We start from the raw sequence: 18567 nt of genomic DNA on the forward strand, positions 1-18567 counted from the left end.
GAGCCGGGCCGGCGCCAGTCCGGCACGGTAGCGTGGCGTTTGCCCAGGTGGAGCGCTCGTACGTGGCGGGTTGGTCGTCGTGGCCCACTTGACCGAAGGGAAACGTGAAGTTAGTGACGCAATCACCCGCGGACAACTCACCAGTCCGTCGCGAGTACGACCTGGCGTTTGCGCCTGACGGCACGTCATGGACGGACCGCGAGAACCTCACTGACATCCTGGAGCGCGAACTCCTCGGCCCGGCCCACGGTGACGACGAGTTCCTGGATGCCCAGCCGGATGCCCTGTATCTGGTGGGGCGGATCGCACCAGCCAAGCTCACGGGCAAGGGCGGGGTCACGCTCGCGGAGGACGCGGACACCCAGGTCGACGACGACGTCGTACCCGCCGAGGCAGCCGACCTTGGGCGGGGCGTGCCCGTGGGGGGCCGGGAGGAGGAGACGGCGGGCTCGGATGACGAGGGTGCTGAGGACGTGCCACTGCGGCGGGGCCTGATGATCCCAGCGTCGATGGGACTGCGGTTCCAGGTCGCCCAGGGTTTGGCGAACGTCGTGGTGCGCGCGTCGTGGGGGACCTATCGGTCGGAGCAGGTCGACGAGGTCACCGCATCTGGTCGTCCGAAGCGCAAGTACCGGCGGACCCCGCACGAGCACCGGGTGACGGTGCCGGTCGGGTCACTGAGGCCTGGTGTGACGGCGGACTTTCCGGTGGAGGGCGACATCCTCATCCGGATCGACGTGATCGACTACGACGACAAGCGGATCGTCGAGGCGGCGTTGTGCAACGACCAGGAGACGCCGCGCAAGATCCCGATGGACGCGTGGCTGTATCAGACTCGGCTGTACGTCGAGGCCGACGTGAACGCGCCCGACAAGGACGTGTTCTTGCCGGTGACGGACCTGATGCTGGAGGACCGGCTCGACACCGACTCTGAGCTCGCGCGGCTGGACCTGCAGTACCGCGACCGCCTGGAGTTCGCGATCGGTCGCACCTGCTCGGTCGACTGGACGGTTGCCAAGGGGGAGCGGCGCGCGACCCAGGTGCGAACGACGTGGCTGCCGACCTCGGAGACGCCGCAGACCCAGGCGCGGGAGATCGAGGGTGCGCTGCTGGACATGACTGTGCTTGCTGCCGCCCCTGCTGAGGAGTTCGAAGCAGGGCTGCGGCCGATCGTCGCCGGCTACACCGAGTGGCTCGCTGAGCAGACGACGAAGGCCGCCGGATTGCCCGCGCACTTGCAGGATGTGGCGACCGAGGCAGTCAAGGACGCCGGCGTGGTGGCGAAACAGCTCGCGGCAGGGCTCGACTTCCTCGTGAGCGACGAGGAGGCGCAGCGGTGCTTCCGGTTCATGAACCGGGTCATGGCCGACCAACGCGTCCACTCCCAGGTCACCGAGCTGCGGTCCTCCAACCCCAAGCTGTCCTTGGCGCAGGCTCGCGATGACGTACTCGCGCGTGGACCGCGCGCGCACTCGTGGCGTACGTTCCAGCTCGCATTCGTGCTCATGCAGATCGAGGCTTTGTCGCGGCCCGAGATCCCGCGCCGCTCGTCCGGCGCGGCGAAGGCTGAGCTGCTGTTCTTCCCGACCGGTGGCGGCAAGACGGAGGCGTATCTCGGCCTCGCGGCGTACACATTCGCCACTCGCCGCCGTCAAGGCGTGATCGATGGGGCGGATGGGCGGATCGACGGCAGCGCCGGAGTTGCCGTGCTCATGCGGTACACTCTGCGTCTGCTCACGGCCCAGCAGTTCCAGCGCGCGACCGCCCTGGTGTGCGCCGCAGAGTTGGCTCGGCGGGAGGACGAGGCGACGTGGGGGAGCGAGCCGTTCCGCATCGGCCTGTGGGTCGGCACCGCGGTCTCGCCGAAGTGCTACGACGAGGCGGCTCGGCAGCTTGCCGAGGCGAACGATGGCCGCAAGTACGGCCTGACGGTCCTGCAGCTCCAGCGCTGCCCGTGGTGCGGGACTCCCATCGAGCCGAAGAACGTCAAGGGTGACGACAACGCCCGCCGCGTCCGTGTGTTCTGCGGCGATGCCTTCGGCGACTGCCCGTTCTCCGAAGGCGCAGCCGGTGACGACGAAGGGCTGCCGGTGCTGACCGTGGACGAGGAGATCTATCGCCTCGTGCCGTCGTTCGTCATTGCAACCGTGGACAAGTTCGCCCGCCTCGCTCGCGAGGGAGAAGCGGCGGCGCTGTTCGGGTACGTGCGGCGCTGGTGCGAGCGGCACGGGTACGTCCACGACGACTACCGCGAGTGCCTCAAGGGCGTCGGGGGTAAGCACCCAGCCAAGGCGGGAGCCACAGGCGCGTCGGTGCGGCCTGCGGGCCGTCTGCGGCCACCGGACCTCATCATCCAAGACGAGCTGCACCTGATCACCGGCGCGCTCGGGACCGCCGTCGGCGCGTTCGAGCTCGCGATCGACGTCCTGAACACCTGGAACGACGAGGACAGCAACGCGATCCGTCCGCTCGTCGTCGCGTCGACTGCGACCGTGCGCAACGCGTCCGAGCAGATCAGGGCTCTGTACGGGCGGCAGGTGACGATCTTCCCTCCCCAGGTGCTCGACGTGTCCGACACGTTCTTCTCCAAGGAACTTGAAGTCACTCGGGACAAGCCGGGCCGCCGCTACATCGGAGTCTCCACGACCGGCGTTCGTCTGACGTCGGCGGAGATCGTCGTCGCCTCGACCCTGCTCTCTGCTGGGCAGGTTCTGCTCGACCAGACCGTCGCGCCACCACCGGGCAAGCCGGTCAGCGCCGACCCGTATCTGACCATGGTCGGGTACTTCAACGCGACCCGTGAGCTGGCCGGTATGGCCCGCTACATCGCCGACGACGTCCAGACCGCTGTCAAGAAGCGCCGCCCGGGCAAGTTCTTCCCCCCGCGCTACGGCACGATCCCAGCCGGGATCAACATGGCCGAGCTGACCTCCCGCGTCGCTTCGAGCGACATCGCCGGCACCCTCGACCAGATGGGTGCGGCATTCGACCTCGCGTGGGACTCGACCGAAGGGCGCAGGGAGTGGAGCGCTGCAGCCCGAGCGGCGCGCGAGGTGAACGAGCGGTTCGCGTACCGCGAGACGAACCCGTTCGACGTCGTGCTGGCGACCTCGATGCTCCAGGTCGGGGTTGACGTGACACGGCTCGGCCTGATGCTCATGGTCGGCCAGCCGAAGAACACCGCCGAGTACATCCAAGCGTCCTCGCGCGTCGGTCGGGATGCCTCACGCCCGGGTCTCGTGGTCACGCTCGGGAACTGGGCGCGGCCGCGCGACCTCGCCCACTTCGAGCAGTTCCGGCACTACCACGAGACGTTCTACTCCCGGGTCGAGCCGCTCTCGGTCACTCCGTACTCGTACACCTCGATCGAGCGGTCCCTCGACGGCGTCCTGGTGTCGGCGGCCCGGGTTATGGACGCCGTCCGCGAGAACGGGCTCTCACCGGAGCAGAGTGCCTGGCACGTCGACGACGCCAAGGACCGGTTGGAGGGCTTGATCGCCCAGATCGTCGAGCGTGCGAAGGTCGCCGGTGGTGAGCCCGCCGCGCTAGCGGTCAAGGAGCGGCTGAACAACCGGTTGGACAACTGGTCCAAGCGGCGCGCGTTCGTGCAGCAGAAGCAGCACACGCTCGTGTACGAGAAGATTCGGAACGGCAAGGAGGGTGAGCTCTCTCCGCTACTGCTCTCCCCGGAGAGTTCGCGCGCCGACGCTGGCGTCCAGGACCACCCTCCGTTCGTCGTCGCGAACTCGATGCGCGAGGTCCAGCCCGAGATCAACTTGCTGGTCTCGCCCAAGAAACTCATGTCCTGGGAAGTGATGAACGCGACGCGGGACTGGGCTCCGATGCCGCAGACGGACGCGGAGGAGACCGATGACTGATGTCGTCGAAGGCGAACTCCTCGACCCGCTGGGCGATCTCGAGTCCTCTGAGTCGATGACCGCGTCGAAGAATCGCGCCAAGGTCGGCTCGGCCCGCCCGTCCAACTTGCTGTACACCTACGGGCCGGGCTCGACGATGGACCTCCCATCGTTCACTGTCATGCCCGCTGGCCTCAACGATTGGGAGAGCATCTGGAAGCGCAGGCAAGGTGAACCGCCGCGCGTCCACGCCCCCCGCCTGCTGGACGCAGTCAAGATCCACCTCGGTCCGCAGGTGACCGAGTTGCGACCCTTCCCTTGGGCGCCCAAAGCGACAGCGCAGAGCAAGGAAGGCGACGATCTTGGTGTCCCTGCACGTGTGTTTCCCCAGTGGATGCGGTGCACTGGCTGCGACATGCTCGGTCCGCTGACCAAGTTCTCGTACCGCAACACCAACCCCTACCGCCCGGACGAGGCCAGGTTCGAGCACGAGAAGTGCCCTGGTCGTCGGGGAAAGCCATCGAAAAGGCCAGTTCCGACTGTCCCCGCTCGCTATCTGCTCGCTTGCCCCGACGGACACCTCGACGAGTTCCCCTATGACTGGTGGGTCCACCAGGGCGGTAAGTGCCCCGCAGCTGACGTCCCTCCGCTGAAGATGGAGGACCGCACCGTCGGCAAGGGGGCCTCCGCGACGATCTCATGCACCGCCTGCGGGAGCAGACGCGCCATGAATGAGGCGCAGGGCGAGGTCGGGGCCGCCAAGTTGCCGCGCTGCCGGGGCCGACACCCGCATCTGGCCCTGTTCGAGAAGAGCGGCTGCGTCAACCAGACCAAGCTGATGCTGCTCGGCGCGTCGAACCTATGGTTTCCCGCGACGCTGTCGATCGTCGTCATGCCCGAGTCAGCTGTGGAGACTACTGCCTCGATCGCAGCAGATCTGCTCGCCACCGCGGGACCCAAGCGCGTCGAAAAGTGGCAGGACGATCTGGCCAAGTGGCTTGAGTTCCTCGAGGACGAGGAGTCGCAGTTGGCGAACTTGCCGGACGACCAGCTTGCGGCGGCGGTGTCTGAGTTGCTCGCGCCACCGCCGTCGCAGGAGCAGATCGAGGAACAGCGCAAGAACTTCGATCCTGTCAGCCTGCTCGTCCCAGAATGGAACTACCTTCTACGCGACCCGCTGGGCAAGCAGCACAGGGCCGACGACAAGAGCGGGCTGGTGCTGTCGCCGCCCGAAGGGGGAGTGCACCACAACCTCGAGGCGAACCACGTGGCTCGTGTGCTCGCCATTGACAAGCTGCGCAAGGTCAACGCCGTTCTTGGATTCACGAGGATCGATGAGATGGAGCGAGCCAACGACGTCGGCAAGCGGCTCGTGCGCCTGACTCGTGACGGTCGGCCGCAGTGGACCGTCGCTACTGAAGATCGAGGCGAGGGCATCTACTTGCAGCTCGACGAATCGGCGGTTGCTGAATGGGAGGCCAAGGTCGAGGCGACCAACCTGTGGGAAGCCCACCGCACCGCCCATGAGCGAAACTTCAACGCCCGCTTCTCCGAGACCGCCAAGGACGTCGACCCCGATACCCGGTTCCGGCCCGCGCGGTACTGGCTGTTGCACACGCTGTCGCACGTGCTGATCCGGGAGATGGCGATGTACTCCGGGTACTCGGCGGCGTCGTTGTCTGAACGGATCTACGCGTGGAAGCCCGAGGACGGGCGCCCCGCAGCGGCTGGGCTGCTCATCGTCACGACCGCCTCGGACTCCGACGGGACGCTCGGCGGCCTGGTCCAGCTCAGCGAGTCGGCCAACCTCGAACGGGTCACGTCACGGGCGCTGCGTCGGGCGCTCAGGTGTTCCTCGGACCCGGTGTGCGCGCACCGGACACCCAAGGAGCCCGAGGACTTCCTCCACGGCGCGGCCTGCCACACATGCGCGATGGCATCGGAGACGTCGTGCGAGCGGGCAAACCGTTTCCTCGACCGGCGCTTCCTCGTTGACCTCCCGGGAGCGCAGGGCCTTGGCTTCTTCCACTGACTCCGCAGCGAAGCGCGTCGCTGCATGCCGCGACCTTGGCGTGCTGCTGACGGGGACCGAGGCGGGGCTCGTCGCCTCGGCCCTCGAAGAGGGGCTGAGCCTGACGACCGCAGTCGGTGCGATCGACCCGGCAAAGAAAGCTCGCGTCAACGAGATCGCCGCCGCTGCCGGGCTGAGGTTCGAGGGCGACCTCGTCGCGGCAGTGCTCCGTGGAATCGAAGGAGCGCACTCGACTGCCCGCTCCGTCGACACCATCTGGACCATGCCTGGACACGTCGCACAGGGAGGCGGACTCACGACGTCACTCGTCTCGCTCATCAAGGGCGCCCGACAGTCCGTCGTGTGCTCGACATTCAACGTCCAGAAGACATCGGGCCTGTGGAAGGCCTTGCACGAGACGGCGAGGCACCCAGGCGTGTCGCTGCGTGCCTACATCGACGCCGAGGCGAACGCCGGCGGCTCTGGGCCGAGCGCGACCGAGACCGCCCAGTGGCTCGCCCCTGGCGTCGTTCTCCAGACGCGGTTGTTCGAAGGAAAGCCTGTCCGCAACCACGCGAAGTTCCTCTCCGTCGACCACCGCTTCGTCGTCGTCACAAGTGCGAACTTCTCCTGGAGCGCCGAGTTTGGCAACGTCGAACTGGGCGTCCGCATCGACGACGCAGGTCTGGCAGAGCGCATCGAAGACGAGATGCGAGTTGCCGAGAGGTACCTCTATGTGGTTGTGGACCCTTAGAAGTCGTGCGGGTGTGGCGCGGATTGCATAGATCTACGTCGTCGCGAACAAACGTCCCGGCGCCGCCATATCGGTGGAGGTGCTCAGGTCCGGACGTAGATGAAATCGGCCACCCAGACCCAAGACGGCGCTGGCGCGAGGAAGTCGCGGTTGAGTAGGTCCCCCGCCCGCATCCCGTCCTTGGCCCGGATCGTCGTGCAGTGCGCCTGGCCGCGTCGCAGCCCATTCCAGCCCTGCTCGCGCGGTCTGCTGCAGGAACCGCATCGACCGGTCCACCGTGCAGTACGCCACGACCAGACTCTGGCAGCGCAGGATCGCGGTCGTCTTGCGCCGCCCGTAGAGCGATTCCGATGTCGCCCGCCCTGGGCGTCCATGCGCAGCGAGCGGATCGCGTCGACGACGGCCGCGCCGGACACCTTCCTGGCTACAGGTGTGGCGCCACCGTCCAGGACCGGTAGGTTCGCGCGGCGACCTGCACTCCCTTCCTACACAGGACGGTGCAGACCAACTCGACCGCGAAGCCCTGGCGTCTCATCCGATCGATGAACCCCATGATCAGCAGACACGGGAGTCGAGGCCGCACGCAGAATCGCGTTCGCCTCCGCCAGGTGTTTGTTCTCCGCCCGCAGCCGGAGGATCTTCTCCGACTCCGCCGATGTGACACCCGGTCGGGCACCGTCGTCAATGCCGGCATGCGTCACCCAGCGGGGCAACGACTCCCGCGAGATCCCGAGCTGGGCGCCGACCGCGACGACGACACCGTCACAGACCCGCTGTCCGCCACGTGCTCACGCACCATCCGCACCGCCCGAGCCTCGACCTCGGGGTAGAACTTCTTCGGCATCTCGCCCGCCTCCATCACGATGAGCCGGCAGAGAACCCGTGACGGTTCACGTCGCAGTTGAGAACTCTGCGGGTAGGGTCCACCCATGATCACAACTTCCCACGGGTTCACCTTGTCCCAAGAGACTTCCGGGGGCCAGATCGCCGGTGCGCTGGCCAAGTTCCTCCATATCGAGTATTTAGGGCTGTCGTCCGACGGTGGCAAGTACGAGTTTAGGGTTGGCGCTGGGGACGTAGTGGCTGCCAGCGCCCGGCGCTTTGATGAAGCCATTTCAACGCTCAAGGGGTCGCAGTTCGAGTCGAGCGTGCTCTTTACTGAATTCTCGTACGAGGTCGTGCTCGACGAGCGTGGTCCTACCACCGGCCCTTCTCGATTGCGGCGCGGTGGCAAATGGGTTGGTCATTCTGACGACGGTCATCTGAAGTATGAAGTGGATAAGCCCACGGATGCGATGGCAATTGCTCTCTGCCTCGCGACGAAGGAAGATGAAGACCGTCGACAGAATCGGTTGCCGGTCCACCATCTCTTTCGAAGGATGCGGTGGGGGCGCGGCGTCGCCGAGATGAGGATGCTGCGAGATCTCGACGAGGCAGCCGACGACGATGACGCATATGACCTTCTCAGTGTCCTCTCTTCTGCCGTCAGGACTTCCTCCTTGCGCTTGGTCTCAGAGCGTGAACGCGCTCGGCATCATTTCGAAACCATGGCAAGTGCGGTCTCGTTCGAGTTCGCATTTCAGACTGGCATCGCTGTTGCCCTGGCTGGCTCGGCAAGCTCGTCATACAGAACCCGTAGCGCTCGACCGAGGCGGTCCAGCGACCAGGACCTTGGTTTTCCCCAGCGTCGCTACGTGGAGTCAATCGTGGGACATTATATCGAAGGTCTCGCTGAAGCGAGCGAGCTCGCGCGGTTCTTGTCCTTCTACCACGTTGCCGAGCACTTCTTCGACCAAGTCCTTGAGGCAGACATCGTCCGACGATTGCAGGGCAAGATGACAGAGCCTGGGTTTTCGGTCCGACGTCCCGAGGATGTCGCGACACTGATACCCATTGTCAAGAAGAACTTTCGCGCGCGAGATGACCAAGTCCTGCTCGCCGACGAACGTGCGGCCTTGGCGCTAACCCTACGAAAGTACGTTGTCCGGTCAGAGCTCGAAACGGCCTTGAGTCGCCATCTTGGTGAGGCGCTCAACTTGTACTTCGCTGAAGCGCCAGAGTTCGTGAAGGCTGGCGGCGTGGTGCGGCGGGACGTTGATGACCAGAAGTTCTTCGGCGCACTGGCGCAGAGGCTCTACGCTGTCCGAAATGCGCTCGTGCACCGGAAGTCTGCTGCTCGAGGGCGTTATGAACCCGCGAAGCATCGAGACCAGTTGGCTCGTGAGACTGCAGTGATGCAAGTATTGGCTGAACAGATCATTCTTGGGACCTCCACCATTGCCAGCGAGTGACTAACGCTCCGTCCCGCGCGAGGAGTCCTCCGCTTGTCGGGCAGTTGCGGCGATTTCCAAGGGAATCGGAGGGGCGGTCTCACGAGAATTTGATAAGGTGGTCGACGACAGACGCTGACCTGCAGGTTCGCCCGAGCCGACTTTGCAGTAGGTCCCAGGACCACGGTGCAAAGTCGCCAAACACATATACCGGACGAATGGGAACATGCTTGATCATGTGTCGCGGCCATCCTCGACATGTCTGCTCACAACCTGGTCGACTTGTCACGTTGCATCATGGTGCACCGTCGACACCGCGACATTCCGTGGTGGTGTGCCGCGACCGCCCGTGCGCGGGCACTGCTGGTGTTTGGCTGGTTCAGGGGCACCGCCCGCGTCAGCCTCCTGGCCCGGGGATCTCCGCTACAACAACCTACCGGTGCCTGCGCGAAGCCATCGACGTCGTCGCCGACCGGACACCCGAGGTGCATCACGTTCTGGCGATCGCGCGCCGAGGACCTGGTCGTACGTCAGGCTGGATAGCGGCCTGGTCGCGACGACGGAGCTGCACGGAACCTCGTCCGGGCGGGTTCCTGGTACTCCTGTAATCACGGCCGCCCCGATTGGAACATCCAGGTCCCGTTCGGTCCGACGGCTACCCCTTCTGGGTTTCGCCCGTATCTCCAGGCTCGACGCACGACATCACCACCGCCCGCACCTTCGCCCTGCCAGTGCTCCCAGAGCCGCCGCTTGGGTCCCAGTTTCTGGCCAACGCCGGCGTCCAGGTACAGGAGCCGGGAACTGGCGTTTGCTGAGACTGCCCGCGAACCCGCACGTCGACGAGGTTGCCCGCAACAATCTCCTGACCGGGCCATGGTCCGTGGCCGAACGAGGCAACGCCCTACTCAAGTAGACCGGGCCCATCCTGCAAATCGTCACCGTCGACCCTACCGACTCGCCGAGATCACCGCCGCCGATCTCCTCCCGCTCCGCCACGAGGAACCCGACGATCACGCTGGTGCGAACTCCTCTGACGCGCCTGCCTCCATCAGCGCAAGGGCGTAGCGGTGCGCGCGGCGTCGCTCTGCCTCGTCGTCGACGACCGGTGAGCTGATGAGCCCGTGTAGCCGCGAAGGCGGCGGGAGCTCCTGTCCGCCACGAGACAACGACAAGCCCCCTCATCGTCTCGGCCCGCTCGCCTCGGCGATGGTGTACGCCGTGGCTCCGGTTCCCCGGGGGATCCCCAGCGCGCAACGCGCGGGGGACGAAACCGCAGGTGAATCACGGTATACGCAGTTGAGCGCCGTGCAGTACGGAGCGTTTCGACGCACGCCAGGTCGTCACCCGGCACCGCCGTCTCACCGTCGCCAGCTGCGTCGCTGCTCACGATCCGATTGCGATCCTTCCGGTGCGTTGACGAGGAAGGTCCTGAGTGTTGGGATATGTGCGCCCACACCACTTTTCGGAGGATGACGTGACACAGCAGGACCAGACCGGCGCGGGCGGTTCCCCGCGGCAGGTGCGTTACCGCGGCCGGCACCTCCCGATGGTCGCGGTGGTCATCGCCGCGACGATCGCCACCGCGCTGGCGTACAGCGGCATGGTCCTGTTCGGTCTCGAGGTGGCGCACATGTCGCCGCTCGAGGCGTACGGGCTCGCGGGCTTCCTCGAGATCAGCCTCGTCGCGGTGGCGCTCATGGCGCGCAACGCGGCGCTGGAGGGCCGCCCGTACGGCGTGCTCCTCGCGCTGACGTGGGTGCTCTCGGGCACGTCGGGTCTGTTCGCCGCGCTGCACGAGGTGGCGGTCCCGACAGCGAGCACCCCGTACATGGTGGTGTTCCGGTTCGTGCCGCCGCTGGTGGCGGCGCTCATGTGGCACCTCGCCCTCGTGGGGGAGCGGCACATGGTGACGGGTCACACGCTCGAGGAGCGGCGTCGTGAGCTGCGCGTCCACGGGTACGTCTCCGCGCTGGAGCAGTGGCGCGACGCGCGCGCCGACAGCGCTGGCTCGCCCGCGGACCTGCGCAAGGTCCGGGCCGCGCACGAGCGGCAGCGCGCCGCGCGCGACGCGGCGCTCAAGCTGCTCACGGTCGAGGACTTCGAGCGCCGCATGCAGGTCTGGGTCGACCGCCTGGAGGCCGCGGAGCGCCACGGCAACCGTCTCGACCTGATCGGGGCGAGCTCCGTGAAGCGCGGCACCGCGCGCGGGTCGGCCGAGGCGCCTGCGGCGTCGGAGGTTCCCGCGGTGGTGGTCGCCCGGACGGTGGCACCCGCAGAGGGGCTCGTCGAGGCGCACCGCCAGGAGACCCTTGCGCTGGAGCCCGCGCGCGACGCCGATCTCCTCGCGGCGGAGGAGGCATCGCCGGCCGCCGAGCCGGTCCCGGACGAGGCCTTCGCCGCGTCGGACCAGGAGAGCCCGGAGGCCTTCGCGCCGGTCGAGGCACCCGCCGTCGCGCAGGACGACGAGCTGGTGGACGAGGCGGACGACGAGAAGCCCTACGTGCCGCAGACGGCGTTCGAGGCGCTCCCCGATCTCGAGGCGCGGGTCAAGGAGCTGTTCGGGCGCGCCCAGCCGCTCCCCTGGGACCAGCCCGTCCCGGAGGAGGACACCTCGGCGCCGGTCGTGGAGCCCCCGGCCGTGACGGGTCACACCCGGCGCGTCGAGGTCTTCGACCTCGTCGGCGGATCGACCGGCGCGTCGGCCCCGGCGACGGAGGCCGACGACGCCCCCGTCGGCGAGGAGGACCCGACCGCGGAGCGCGACCGCCGCATCGTCGAGCTCGCCCGCCAGGGCATGAAGCAGGGCGAGATCGCCCAGAAGGTCTCGGCGTCGCGGTCGACCGTGAGCCGTGTCGTGCGCCGCTTCGAGGACCAGCGGCCCGTGGCCGACGACGACCGCGAGCTCGCGAACGCTTGACGCACGTCGTCGCGCCCGGCCGTCCGGCCACCTGGCCGACGCCGGACACGCCCACCGACCGACGCCGCGCCCCCGTCCCGGGGGGCGCGGCGTCGTGCCGTCCCGACCGCACCGGGCAGCGCGTGATGGCCTTCGATGGGGGTAGTGAGGACCTTGGTCCCAGACGGCTGATGTGGTCGGACCACCTCCCCTAGGGTCGGGAGCAGGGTTCCGGTCGCACACCGACCGGGACCTCGACGCAGCCCCGCCTCTCGAAAGTGCTCCCCGTGGCCCCCCTCTCTCACTCCCCGTCGGACGCGGACGCGCCCGACGCAGGCGGTCCCCTGGACGGTTACCGGATCGTCGTGGTCGGCGCCGGCATGACGGCCCACCGCCTGGTCGCGGGCCTGCGCTCGCGCGACCCCGAGGGCGGCTGGTCGCTCACGGTGATCGGCGACGAGCCGCACGAGCCGTACGACCGCGTGCACCTGTCGGAGTGGTTCGACACGCGCGACGCCCAGGCGCTCACGCTCGACGGCGCCGTGTGGGACGACCCGCGCGTCACGCTCGTCACGGGTGACGCGGTCGCATCGCTCGACCGCACGGCGGGCGTCGTGACGACGCGTTCGGGCCGCCAGGTCCACTACGACCGCGCCGTGCTCGCGACGGGATCGTGGGCGTGGACGCCGCGCGCGGAGGGCACGGACCTGCCGGGCCTGTTCACCTACCGCACGCTGGACGACGTCGAGCGGCTGGCCGAGTGGGTGCGCCTGCGCGAGCGGACGCTGGGCCGGGCGGTGCGCGGCGTCGTCGTCGGCGGTGGCGTGCTGGGTCTCGAGGCCGCGGCGGCGCTCCAGCGCCTGGGTGCCGAGGCCACGGTCGTCGAGTTCGCCGACCGCCTCATGAGCGTCCAGCTCGACCAGGGCGGCGGTGAGATGCTGCGCCTGCTGATCGAGGACCTCGGCGTCTCGGTGCGCACGGGCGCGGGCGCCCACCGGTTCCTGCCCGCGGGCGACGGGTCCGTGGGGTCCGTCGAGCTGACCGACGGGTCCGCCCTGCCGACCGACGTCGTCGTCTTCTCCGTGGGCATCCGCCCGCGTGACCGCGTGGCACGTGAGGCCGGCCTGGCCATCGGCGAGCGCGGCGGAGTCGTCGTCGGCGAGGCGTGCCAGACCTCCGACCCGGGCGTGTGGGCGATCGGCGAGTGCGCGTCGGTCGACGGCGTGTGCGCGGGCCTGGTCGCGCCGGGGAACGACATGGCGGACGTCGTCGTCGACCGCTTCCTGGGCGGCGAGCGCGTGCACCGCCGCGCCGACGACGGCACCAAGCTCAAGGGCGTGGGCGTCGAAGCGGCGTCGTTCGGCGACGTGAACGCGGTGAGCGCGGGCGCGCTGGAGGTGTCGTTCGTCGACCCGATCCACCGCCGCTACCGCAAGCTGGTGCTCTCGGACGACGCGACGACGCTGCTCGGCGGCGTGTTCGTCGGCGACATCGAGCTCTACCCCGCGCTGCGGCCCCTGCTCGGCCGCCCGCTCGGCGCCGACCCCGCAGCCGTCATCGCGCCCGACGGCGAGGGCCTGGCCGACACCGAGCTGCCCGACGTGGCCGTCGTCTGCTCGTGCAACAACGTCGACGCCGGGACGGTCCGCTCGGCCGTGACCGAGCACGGGTGCCGGACGATCGGTCAGGTCAAGGAGTGCACGACGGCCGGCACGGTGTGCGGGTCGTGCGTGCCCGCGCTCACCAAGCTGCTGAACGCCGAGCTCTCCCGGACGGGCGTCACGGTCTCGGACGCGCTGTGCGAGCACTTCGCGATGTCCCGCGCCACGCTGTACCGGCTCGTCCGCGAGGAGGGCCTGCGTACGTTCACCGAGGTCGTCGCGGCGCACGGGACGGGACGCGGGTGCGCCGTCTGCCGCCCGACGGTCGCGTCGATCCTCTCGACGCTGCGTCGCGGGCACGTCCTGGAGGGCGAGCAGGCCGCGCTGCAGGACACCAACGACCACGTCATGGCGAACCTGCAGAAGAACGGCACGTACTCGGTGATCCCGCGGATGCCCGGGGGAGAGGTGCGCGCCGACCAGCTCCTGGAGTTCGCGAAGGTCGCCGACGACTTCGGGCTCTACGTGCGCGTCACCGGCGGCCAGCGGCTCGCGATGTTCGGCGCGCGGCTCGACCAGCTCCCGGAGATCTGGCGGCGCCTGACGGCCGTCGGCTTCGAGTCCGGGCACGCGTACGGCAAGTCCCTGCGCACGGTGAAGACGTGCGTCGGGCGCACGTGGTGCCGGTTCGGCGTGCAGGACTCGTCGGCGATGGCGGTCCGGCTCGAGCTGCGCTACCGCGGGCTCCGCTCGCCGCACAAGATCAAGCTCGGCGTCTCCGGGTGCGCGCGCGAGTGCGCCGAGGCGCGGGGCAAGGACGTCGGCATCATCGCGACCCACAAGGGCTGGAACCTCTACGTCGGCGGCAACGGCGGGGCCCAGCCGGCGCACGCCCAGCTCCTCGCCGAGGACCTCGACGACGAGACGCTGGTCCGCTACGTCGACCGGTTCCTCATGCTCTACGTCCAGGAGGCCGACCGCCTCCAGCGCACGGCGCCGTGGGTCGCGGAGCGCGCGGGCGGGCTGGAGGAGCTGCGGCGCGTCGTCGTCGAGGACTCGCTCGGGATCGCGGACCAGCTCGAGGCCGCGATGGCCGAGCACGTGCGCGACTACGAGGACGAGTGGGGCGCGACGCTCGCCGACCCGGCCAAGCTGCGCAAGTTCACGCCGTTCGTCAACGCGCCCGAGGCGATCGACGGCGACCTCGCGTTCGTCCCCGAGCGCGGCCAGGTCCGACCCGCAGCCGAGGGCGACGCCGACGCCTACCCCGACCCGCGCGCCGCGCGCGACGTCGCGCTCGCCGCGGCCCGTGCCGAGCTGGAGGAGGCCCGATGAGCACGTTCGTCGACATCTGCGCGCTGGACGACCTCGACCCCGAGCGGGGGGTCGGCGCGCTCCTGGGCGACACCCAGGTCGCCGTCTTCCGGCTCGCCGACGGCACCGTGCGCGCCGTCCAGCAGCGCGACCCGTACTCGGGCGCCAACGTCATGTCGCGCGGCCTCGTCGGCACGCACCGCGTCACCGGCGACGACGGCGAGGAGCGCGACGTCGACACCGTCACCACCCCCATGCTCAAGCAGGTGTGGGACGTCGACACCGGCGAGGTGCTCGACGCCGGGGGCAAGGACCGCAGGCCGCTGACGGTGTTCGCGGCGCACGTGCGCGACGGTCGCGTCCTGGTCGCCGACGCGCCCGGGGCGTCCGCGCCGTCGCCCTGACCGGCGGGCACGCGCGCGGAAGGTCGCCCCGCGAGCACGGCACGGCGGCACGACACGCGCCCGGCGGTCCGGCCCTGGCCACGGGTGATCCCCTAGCCTGACGGCATCCCCGTCAGCAGGCGCGGACCACGCGCCGCGCGTCGCAAGGGAGCCGCGGGTGCGCGTCCTGCTCGTCATCGACCAGTTCGAGGATCCCACCAACGGGACCACGATCTCGGCCCGCCGCTTCGCGGTCGCCCTCCGCGAGCGCGGCCACGAGGTGCGCGTCGCGTGCTGCCGCGGCGCGGTCCGCCCGGGGGATGCCGCCCACGAGACCTCGGCGGACGACGTCGTGCACTACCGGCTCGAAGCGCTCGGCGTCCCGGGCTTCAACCGGGTGATCGCTGGCCAGGGGTGGGTGCTCGCCCAGCCCGACGACGACGTGCTGCGCGACGCCCTGGGGTGGGCCGACGTCGCGCACGTCATGTCGCCGTTCTGGCTCGGCTCCCGGGCCAAGCGGCTCGCGGACGCGCTCGGCGTCCCGTCCACCGCCGCGTTCCACGTGCAGCCGGAGAACGTCACCTACAGCCTCGGCCTGGGGCGGGTCGCCCCGCTGAACGACCTCGTGTACGCGGTGTTCCGCCCGTTCTACGACCGGTTCGGGCACGTCCACTGCCCCAGCCGGTTCATCGCCGGGGAGCTGCGCGACCACCGGTACCGGGCGACCCTGCACGTGGTGTCCAACGGCGTCGACCCCGGGTTCGTCCCGCGCACGGTGCCGAAGAGCGCCGACCTGACGGGCCGGTTCGTCATCACCATGACCGGGCGGCTCTCGCGCGAGAAGCGGCAGGACGTGCTCCTCGACGCCGTCGGCCGGTCCCGGCACGCCGACTGCATCCAGCTCGTGCTCGCCGGGCGCGGTCCGCTCGCGGAGAGGTACGCCCAGCAGGGCGCGAGCCTGCCGCACCCGCCGCGGATCGGCTTCCTCGCCCAGGACGAGCTCCGGGACGTGCTCGCCATGAGCGACCTGTACGTGCACGCCGCCGACGCGGAGATCGAGGCCCTCGGCTGCCTCGAAGCGGTCGCCACCGGCCTCGTCCCGGTGATCTCCGACTCCCGCGCGTCGGCGACCGGGCAGTTCGCGCTCGACGAGCGCAGCCTCTTCCGCGCCGGGGACGCCGCAGACCTCGCGCGCGCGATCGACTACTGGATCGAGCACGACGAGGAGAGGACCCGCATGGGTGCGGCGTACGCGGCGGTCGGCCGGGAGCACGCGCTCGACGTGTGCGTCCCGCAGATCGAGGAGATGCTGCGCCAGGCCGTTCTCGAGGGAGGCGGCGCGGTCGGCCCCGCGCCGGTCGACCGGGACGACGCCGAGGACCGGGCGCCGGGGCGCTCGCATGAGCGCTGACCGCGGTCACGGGTCGGCGGCGCCGCGGCTCTGGAGCCGCTTCGACGCGGTCTTCTTCGACGTCGCGATGGCCGTCGTGCGGTGGTACGGGTACGTCGTCCACGGGCTCCGGGTCACGGGGCGCGAGCACCTCGCCGGCGAGCGCGGCGGGGTCGTCACGGTCGCCAACCACGTGCACTACCTGGACGGCCCGTGGGTCGCCGGACAGCACCGCGGCCGGCGCACCGCCGTCGTCTCGCAGCCCTCGAACTTCCACCTTCCCGTGGCGGGCGTCCTGGTCAGCCACCTGCTCGCCGTCCCGCTGCCCCGCGGGCCGGGAGAGCTCTCCGCGTTCGAGGCGCGACTGCGGCGGACCGTCGACGCCGGCCAGGGCGTCCACTTCTTCCCCGAGGGCGCGCTGGTCATGTACGACACGACGCTGCGGCCGTTCCGGCGCGGCGCGTTCGTGTACGCCTGCCGGCTGGGCGTGCCCGTCGTGCCGATGGTCTTCACCTACGGCCGCCGGCCGTGGTGGCGTCCCCGGCCGCCGATCCGCCTGACGATCCTCCCGGCCGAGCATCCCCGCGGCGCCGCTCCCGCCGACATCGCCGAGCTCCTCGCCCGCTGCCGGGCGGCAATGGAGTCGGTCGTCGCAGGGGCTCCCGACGACGTCGCCCGGCGGTGAGGACTCCCGGGCCTACAATCGCTCGTCCCGGCAACGGTGCCGGCAGCACCACCGAAGGAGTCCCGACACCCATGCTCGCCGCGTGGGGCGCGCTCGCCCTGCTCACCCTCGTCCACCTCGCCGCGCAGCTCGCGGGCGCCTCGACGCTCGCCGACGCGTCGCAGTGGTTCCTCATGCCCCTCCTCGCGGCCTGCCTGTGGCTCGCCACGCGACGACGCGACGGCGGACGACGCGACGGCGACGGCCCGGGCCGGCGCTCGCGGCTGGTCCGGCTCACGCTCGTCGCGCTGGGCTTCTCGTGGCTCGGCGACACGGCCCCCGACCTCGCCGACGGCGACACGGCGTTCCTCGTCATGGTCGGGTTCTTCCTGTGCGCCCAGGTGACGTACGCACTCGCGTTCTGGCCCTTCCGCGCGGGGTCGGTGCTGCGTCGCCCGCTCGCGCTCGCGCCGTACCTGCTCGCCTTCGTCGCACTCGTCGTCGCGTGCGCGCCCGGTGCCGGGTCGCTGCTCGTCCCGGTCGTCGTGTACGGCGCGTGCCTCGTGCTGATGGCCGTGACGGCGACGGGCGTCGACCGCCTCGCGGCCGTCGGCGGGGCGGTGTTCCTCGTGTCCGACGCGCTCATCGCCCTCAACGCGTTCGCGCCGTGGTACGCCCTTCCTGCGCACGGCTTCTGGGTGATGCTCACCTACGTCGTCGGGCAGGTGCTCCTCGTCCTCGGCGTGCTGCGCCGGGAGCGCGCCACGCCGGCCCCCGTCGAGGAGAAGGGCGGCGCCGCGTGGGCATCGACGTGACGCTCGCCGGTGCCCGCTGATCCGGTTGCCGCTGATCCGACCTCAGGCGTCGAGCGAGCGGACGACGCGCGCGGGCGTGCCGACGACGACGGTGCGTGCGGGGACGTCCCGGGTGACGACGGAGCCGGCCCCGACGACGGCGTCGTCCCCGATCGTCACCCCGGGAAGGACGGTCACGTTGGCGCCGAGCCACACGTTGCGGCCGAGGATTACGGGCGCGGGGTGCATGTCGGCGCGCCGGGCCGGGTCGAGGTCGTGGTTGAGCGTCGTGAGGACGGCGTTGTGCCCGATGAGGCAGCCGTCCCCGACGGTGATGCCGCCCTGGTCCTGGAATCGGCAGCCGGAGTTGAGGAAGACGTCCCGGCCGAGGGTGATGTTCTTGCCGAAGTCGGCCGTGAACGGCGGGAAGAGGGTCACGGACTCGTGCACGGGCCTGCCCGTCAGCTCCGCGAGGAGCTCGCGGACGCGCTCGGGCGAGCGGTACGCGCCGTTGAGCTCGCCGGCGATGCGCAGCGCCTCCTGGCTGGTGCGGTGCATGACGGCGTGCAGCGGCGAGCCGCCGGGGATCGTCCGCCCGGCGTCGAGCTCGGCCAGCAGGTCGTCCAGGTCCAT

At 69.7% G+C, this 18567-nt stretch carries 11 protein-coding genes; 10 read left to right on the forward strand and 1 reads right to left on the reverse strand.

Annotated elements, in window-relative coordinates:
• Positions 1-113 precede the first annotated feature (113 nt).
• The 10 genes from drmA (at position 114) to NHH00_RS00215 (ending at position 17955) form a co-directional block, all read left to right on the forward strand.
• A complete protein-coding gene (gene drmA, locus NHH00_RS00170; RefSeq protein WP_253049041.1) occupies positions 114-3878 on the forward strand; it encodes a DISARM system helicase DrmA in 3765 nt (1254 codons plus the stop codon).
• Positions 3871-5889, forward strand: a complete 2019-nt coding sequence (gene drmB / locus NHH00_RS00175; RefSeq protein WP_253049044.1) for a DUF1998 domain-containing protein — start codon at positions 3871-3873, stop codon at positions 5887-5889. Before drmA ends, drmB begins: the two co-directional genes overlap by 8 nt.
• Before the next feature lie 40 nt (positions 5890-5929).
• Positions 5930-6622: a DISARM system phospholipase D-like protein DrmC gene (drmC, locus tag NHH00_RS00180; protein ID WP_253049047.1), complete on the forward strand. Its 693-nt coding sequence runs from the start codon at positions 5930-5932 to the stop codon at positions 6620-6622.
• Positions 6623-7551: 929 nt separating this feature from the next.
• On the forward strand, positions 7552-8913 hold the full coding sequence (locus NHH00_RS00185) for a hypothetical protein (RefSeq protein ID WP_253049050.1): 1362 nt from the start codon (positions 7552-7554) through the stop codon (positions 8911-8913).
• A gap of 1453 nt (positions 8914-10366) precedes the next feature.
• Positions 10367-11809, forward strand: coding sequence for a helix-turn-helix domain-containing protein (locus NHH00_RS20885; protein ID WP_253049053.1), 1443 nt, complete (start codon positions 10367-10369; stop codon positions 11807-11809).
• A gap of 266 nt (positions 11810-12075) precedes the next feature.
• The gene (gene nirB / locus NHH00_RS00195; RefSeq protein ID WP_374613692.1) at positions 12076-14724 is read left to right on the forward strand and encodes a nitrite reductase large subunit NirB; all 2649 of its coding nucleotides are present in this window, start codon (positions 12076-12078) and stop codon (positions 14722-14724) included.
• Positions 14721-15107, forward strand: a complete 387-nt coding sequence (locus NHH00_RS00200) for a nitrite reductase (NAD(P)H) small subunit (RefSeq protein WP_253049056.1) — start codon at positions 14721-14723, stop codon at positions 15105-15107. Before nirB ends, NHH00_RS00200 begins: the two co-directional genes overlap by 4 nt.
• Positions 15108-15264: 157 nt before the next feature.
• Positions 15265-16497, forward strand: a complete 1233-nt coding sequence (locus NHH00_RS00205) for a glycosyltransferase (protein WP_253049059.1) — start codon at positions 15265-15267, stop codon at positions 16495-16497.
• Positions 16487-17161 (forward strand): lysophospholipid acyltransferase family protein, encoded by a 675-nt coding sequence (locus tag NHH00_RS00210; RefSeq protein WP_253049064.1) that lies wholly within the window; start codon positions 16487-16489, stop codon positions 17159-17161. The genes NHH00_RS00205 and NHH00_RS00210 overlap by 11 nt, the downstream gene beginning before the upstream one ends.
• Positions 17162-17232: 71 nt before the next feature.
• Positions 17233-17955 (forward strand): lysoplasmalogenase, encoded by a 723-nt coding sequence (locus NHH00_RS00215; protein ID WP_253049067.1) that lies wholly within the window; start codon positions 17233-17235, stop codon positions 17953-17955.
• 42 nt (positions 17956-17997) lie between these two features.
• Here NHH00_RS00215 and NHH00_RS00220 read toward each other — a convergent pair whose 3' ends face one another.
• The gene (locus NHH00_RS00220; protein WP_253049070.1) at positions 17998-18567 is read right to left on the reverse strand and encodes a sugar O-acetyltransferase; all 570 of its coding nucleotides are present in this window, start codon (positions 18565-18567) and stop codon (positions 17998-18000) included.

The sequence above is a fragment of the Cellulosimicrobium cellulans genome (assembly GCF_024124905.1).
Classification (GTDB): domain Bacteria; phylum Actinomycetota; class Actinomycetes; order Actinomycetales; family Cellulomonadaceae; genus Cellulosimicrobium; species Cellulosimicrobium cellulans_G.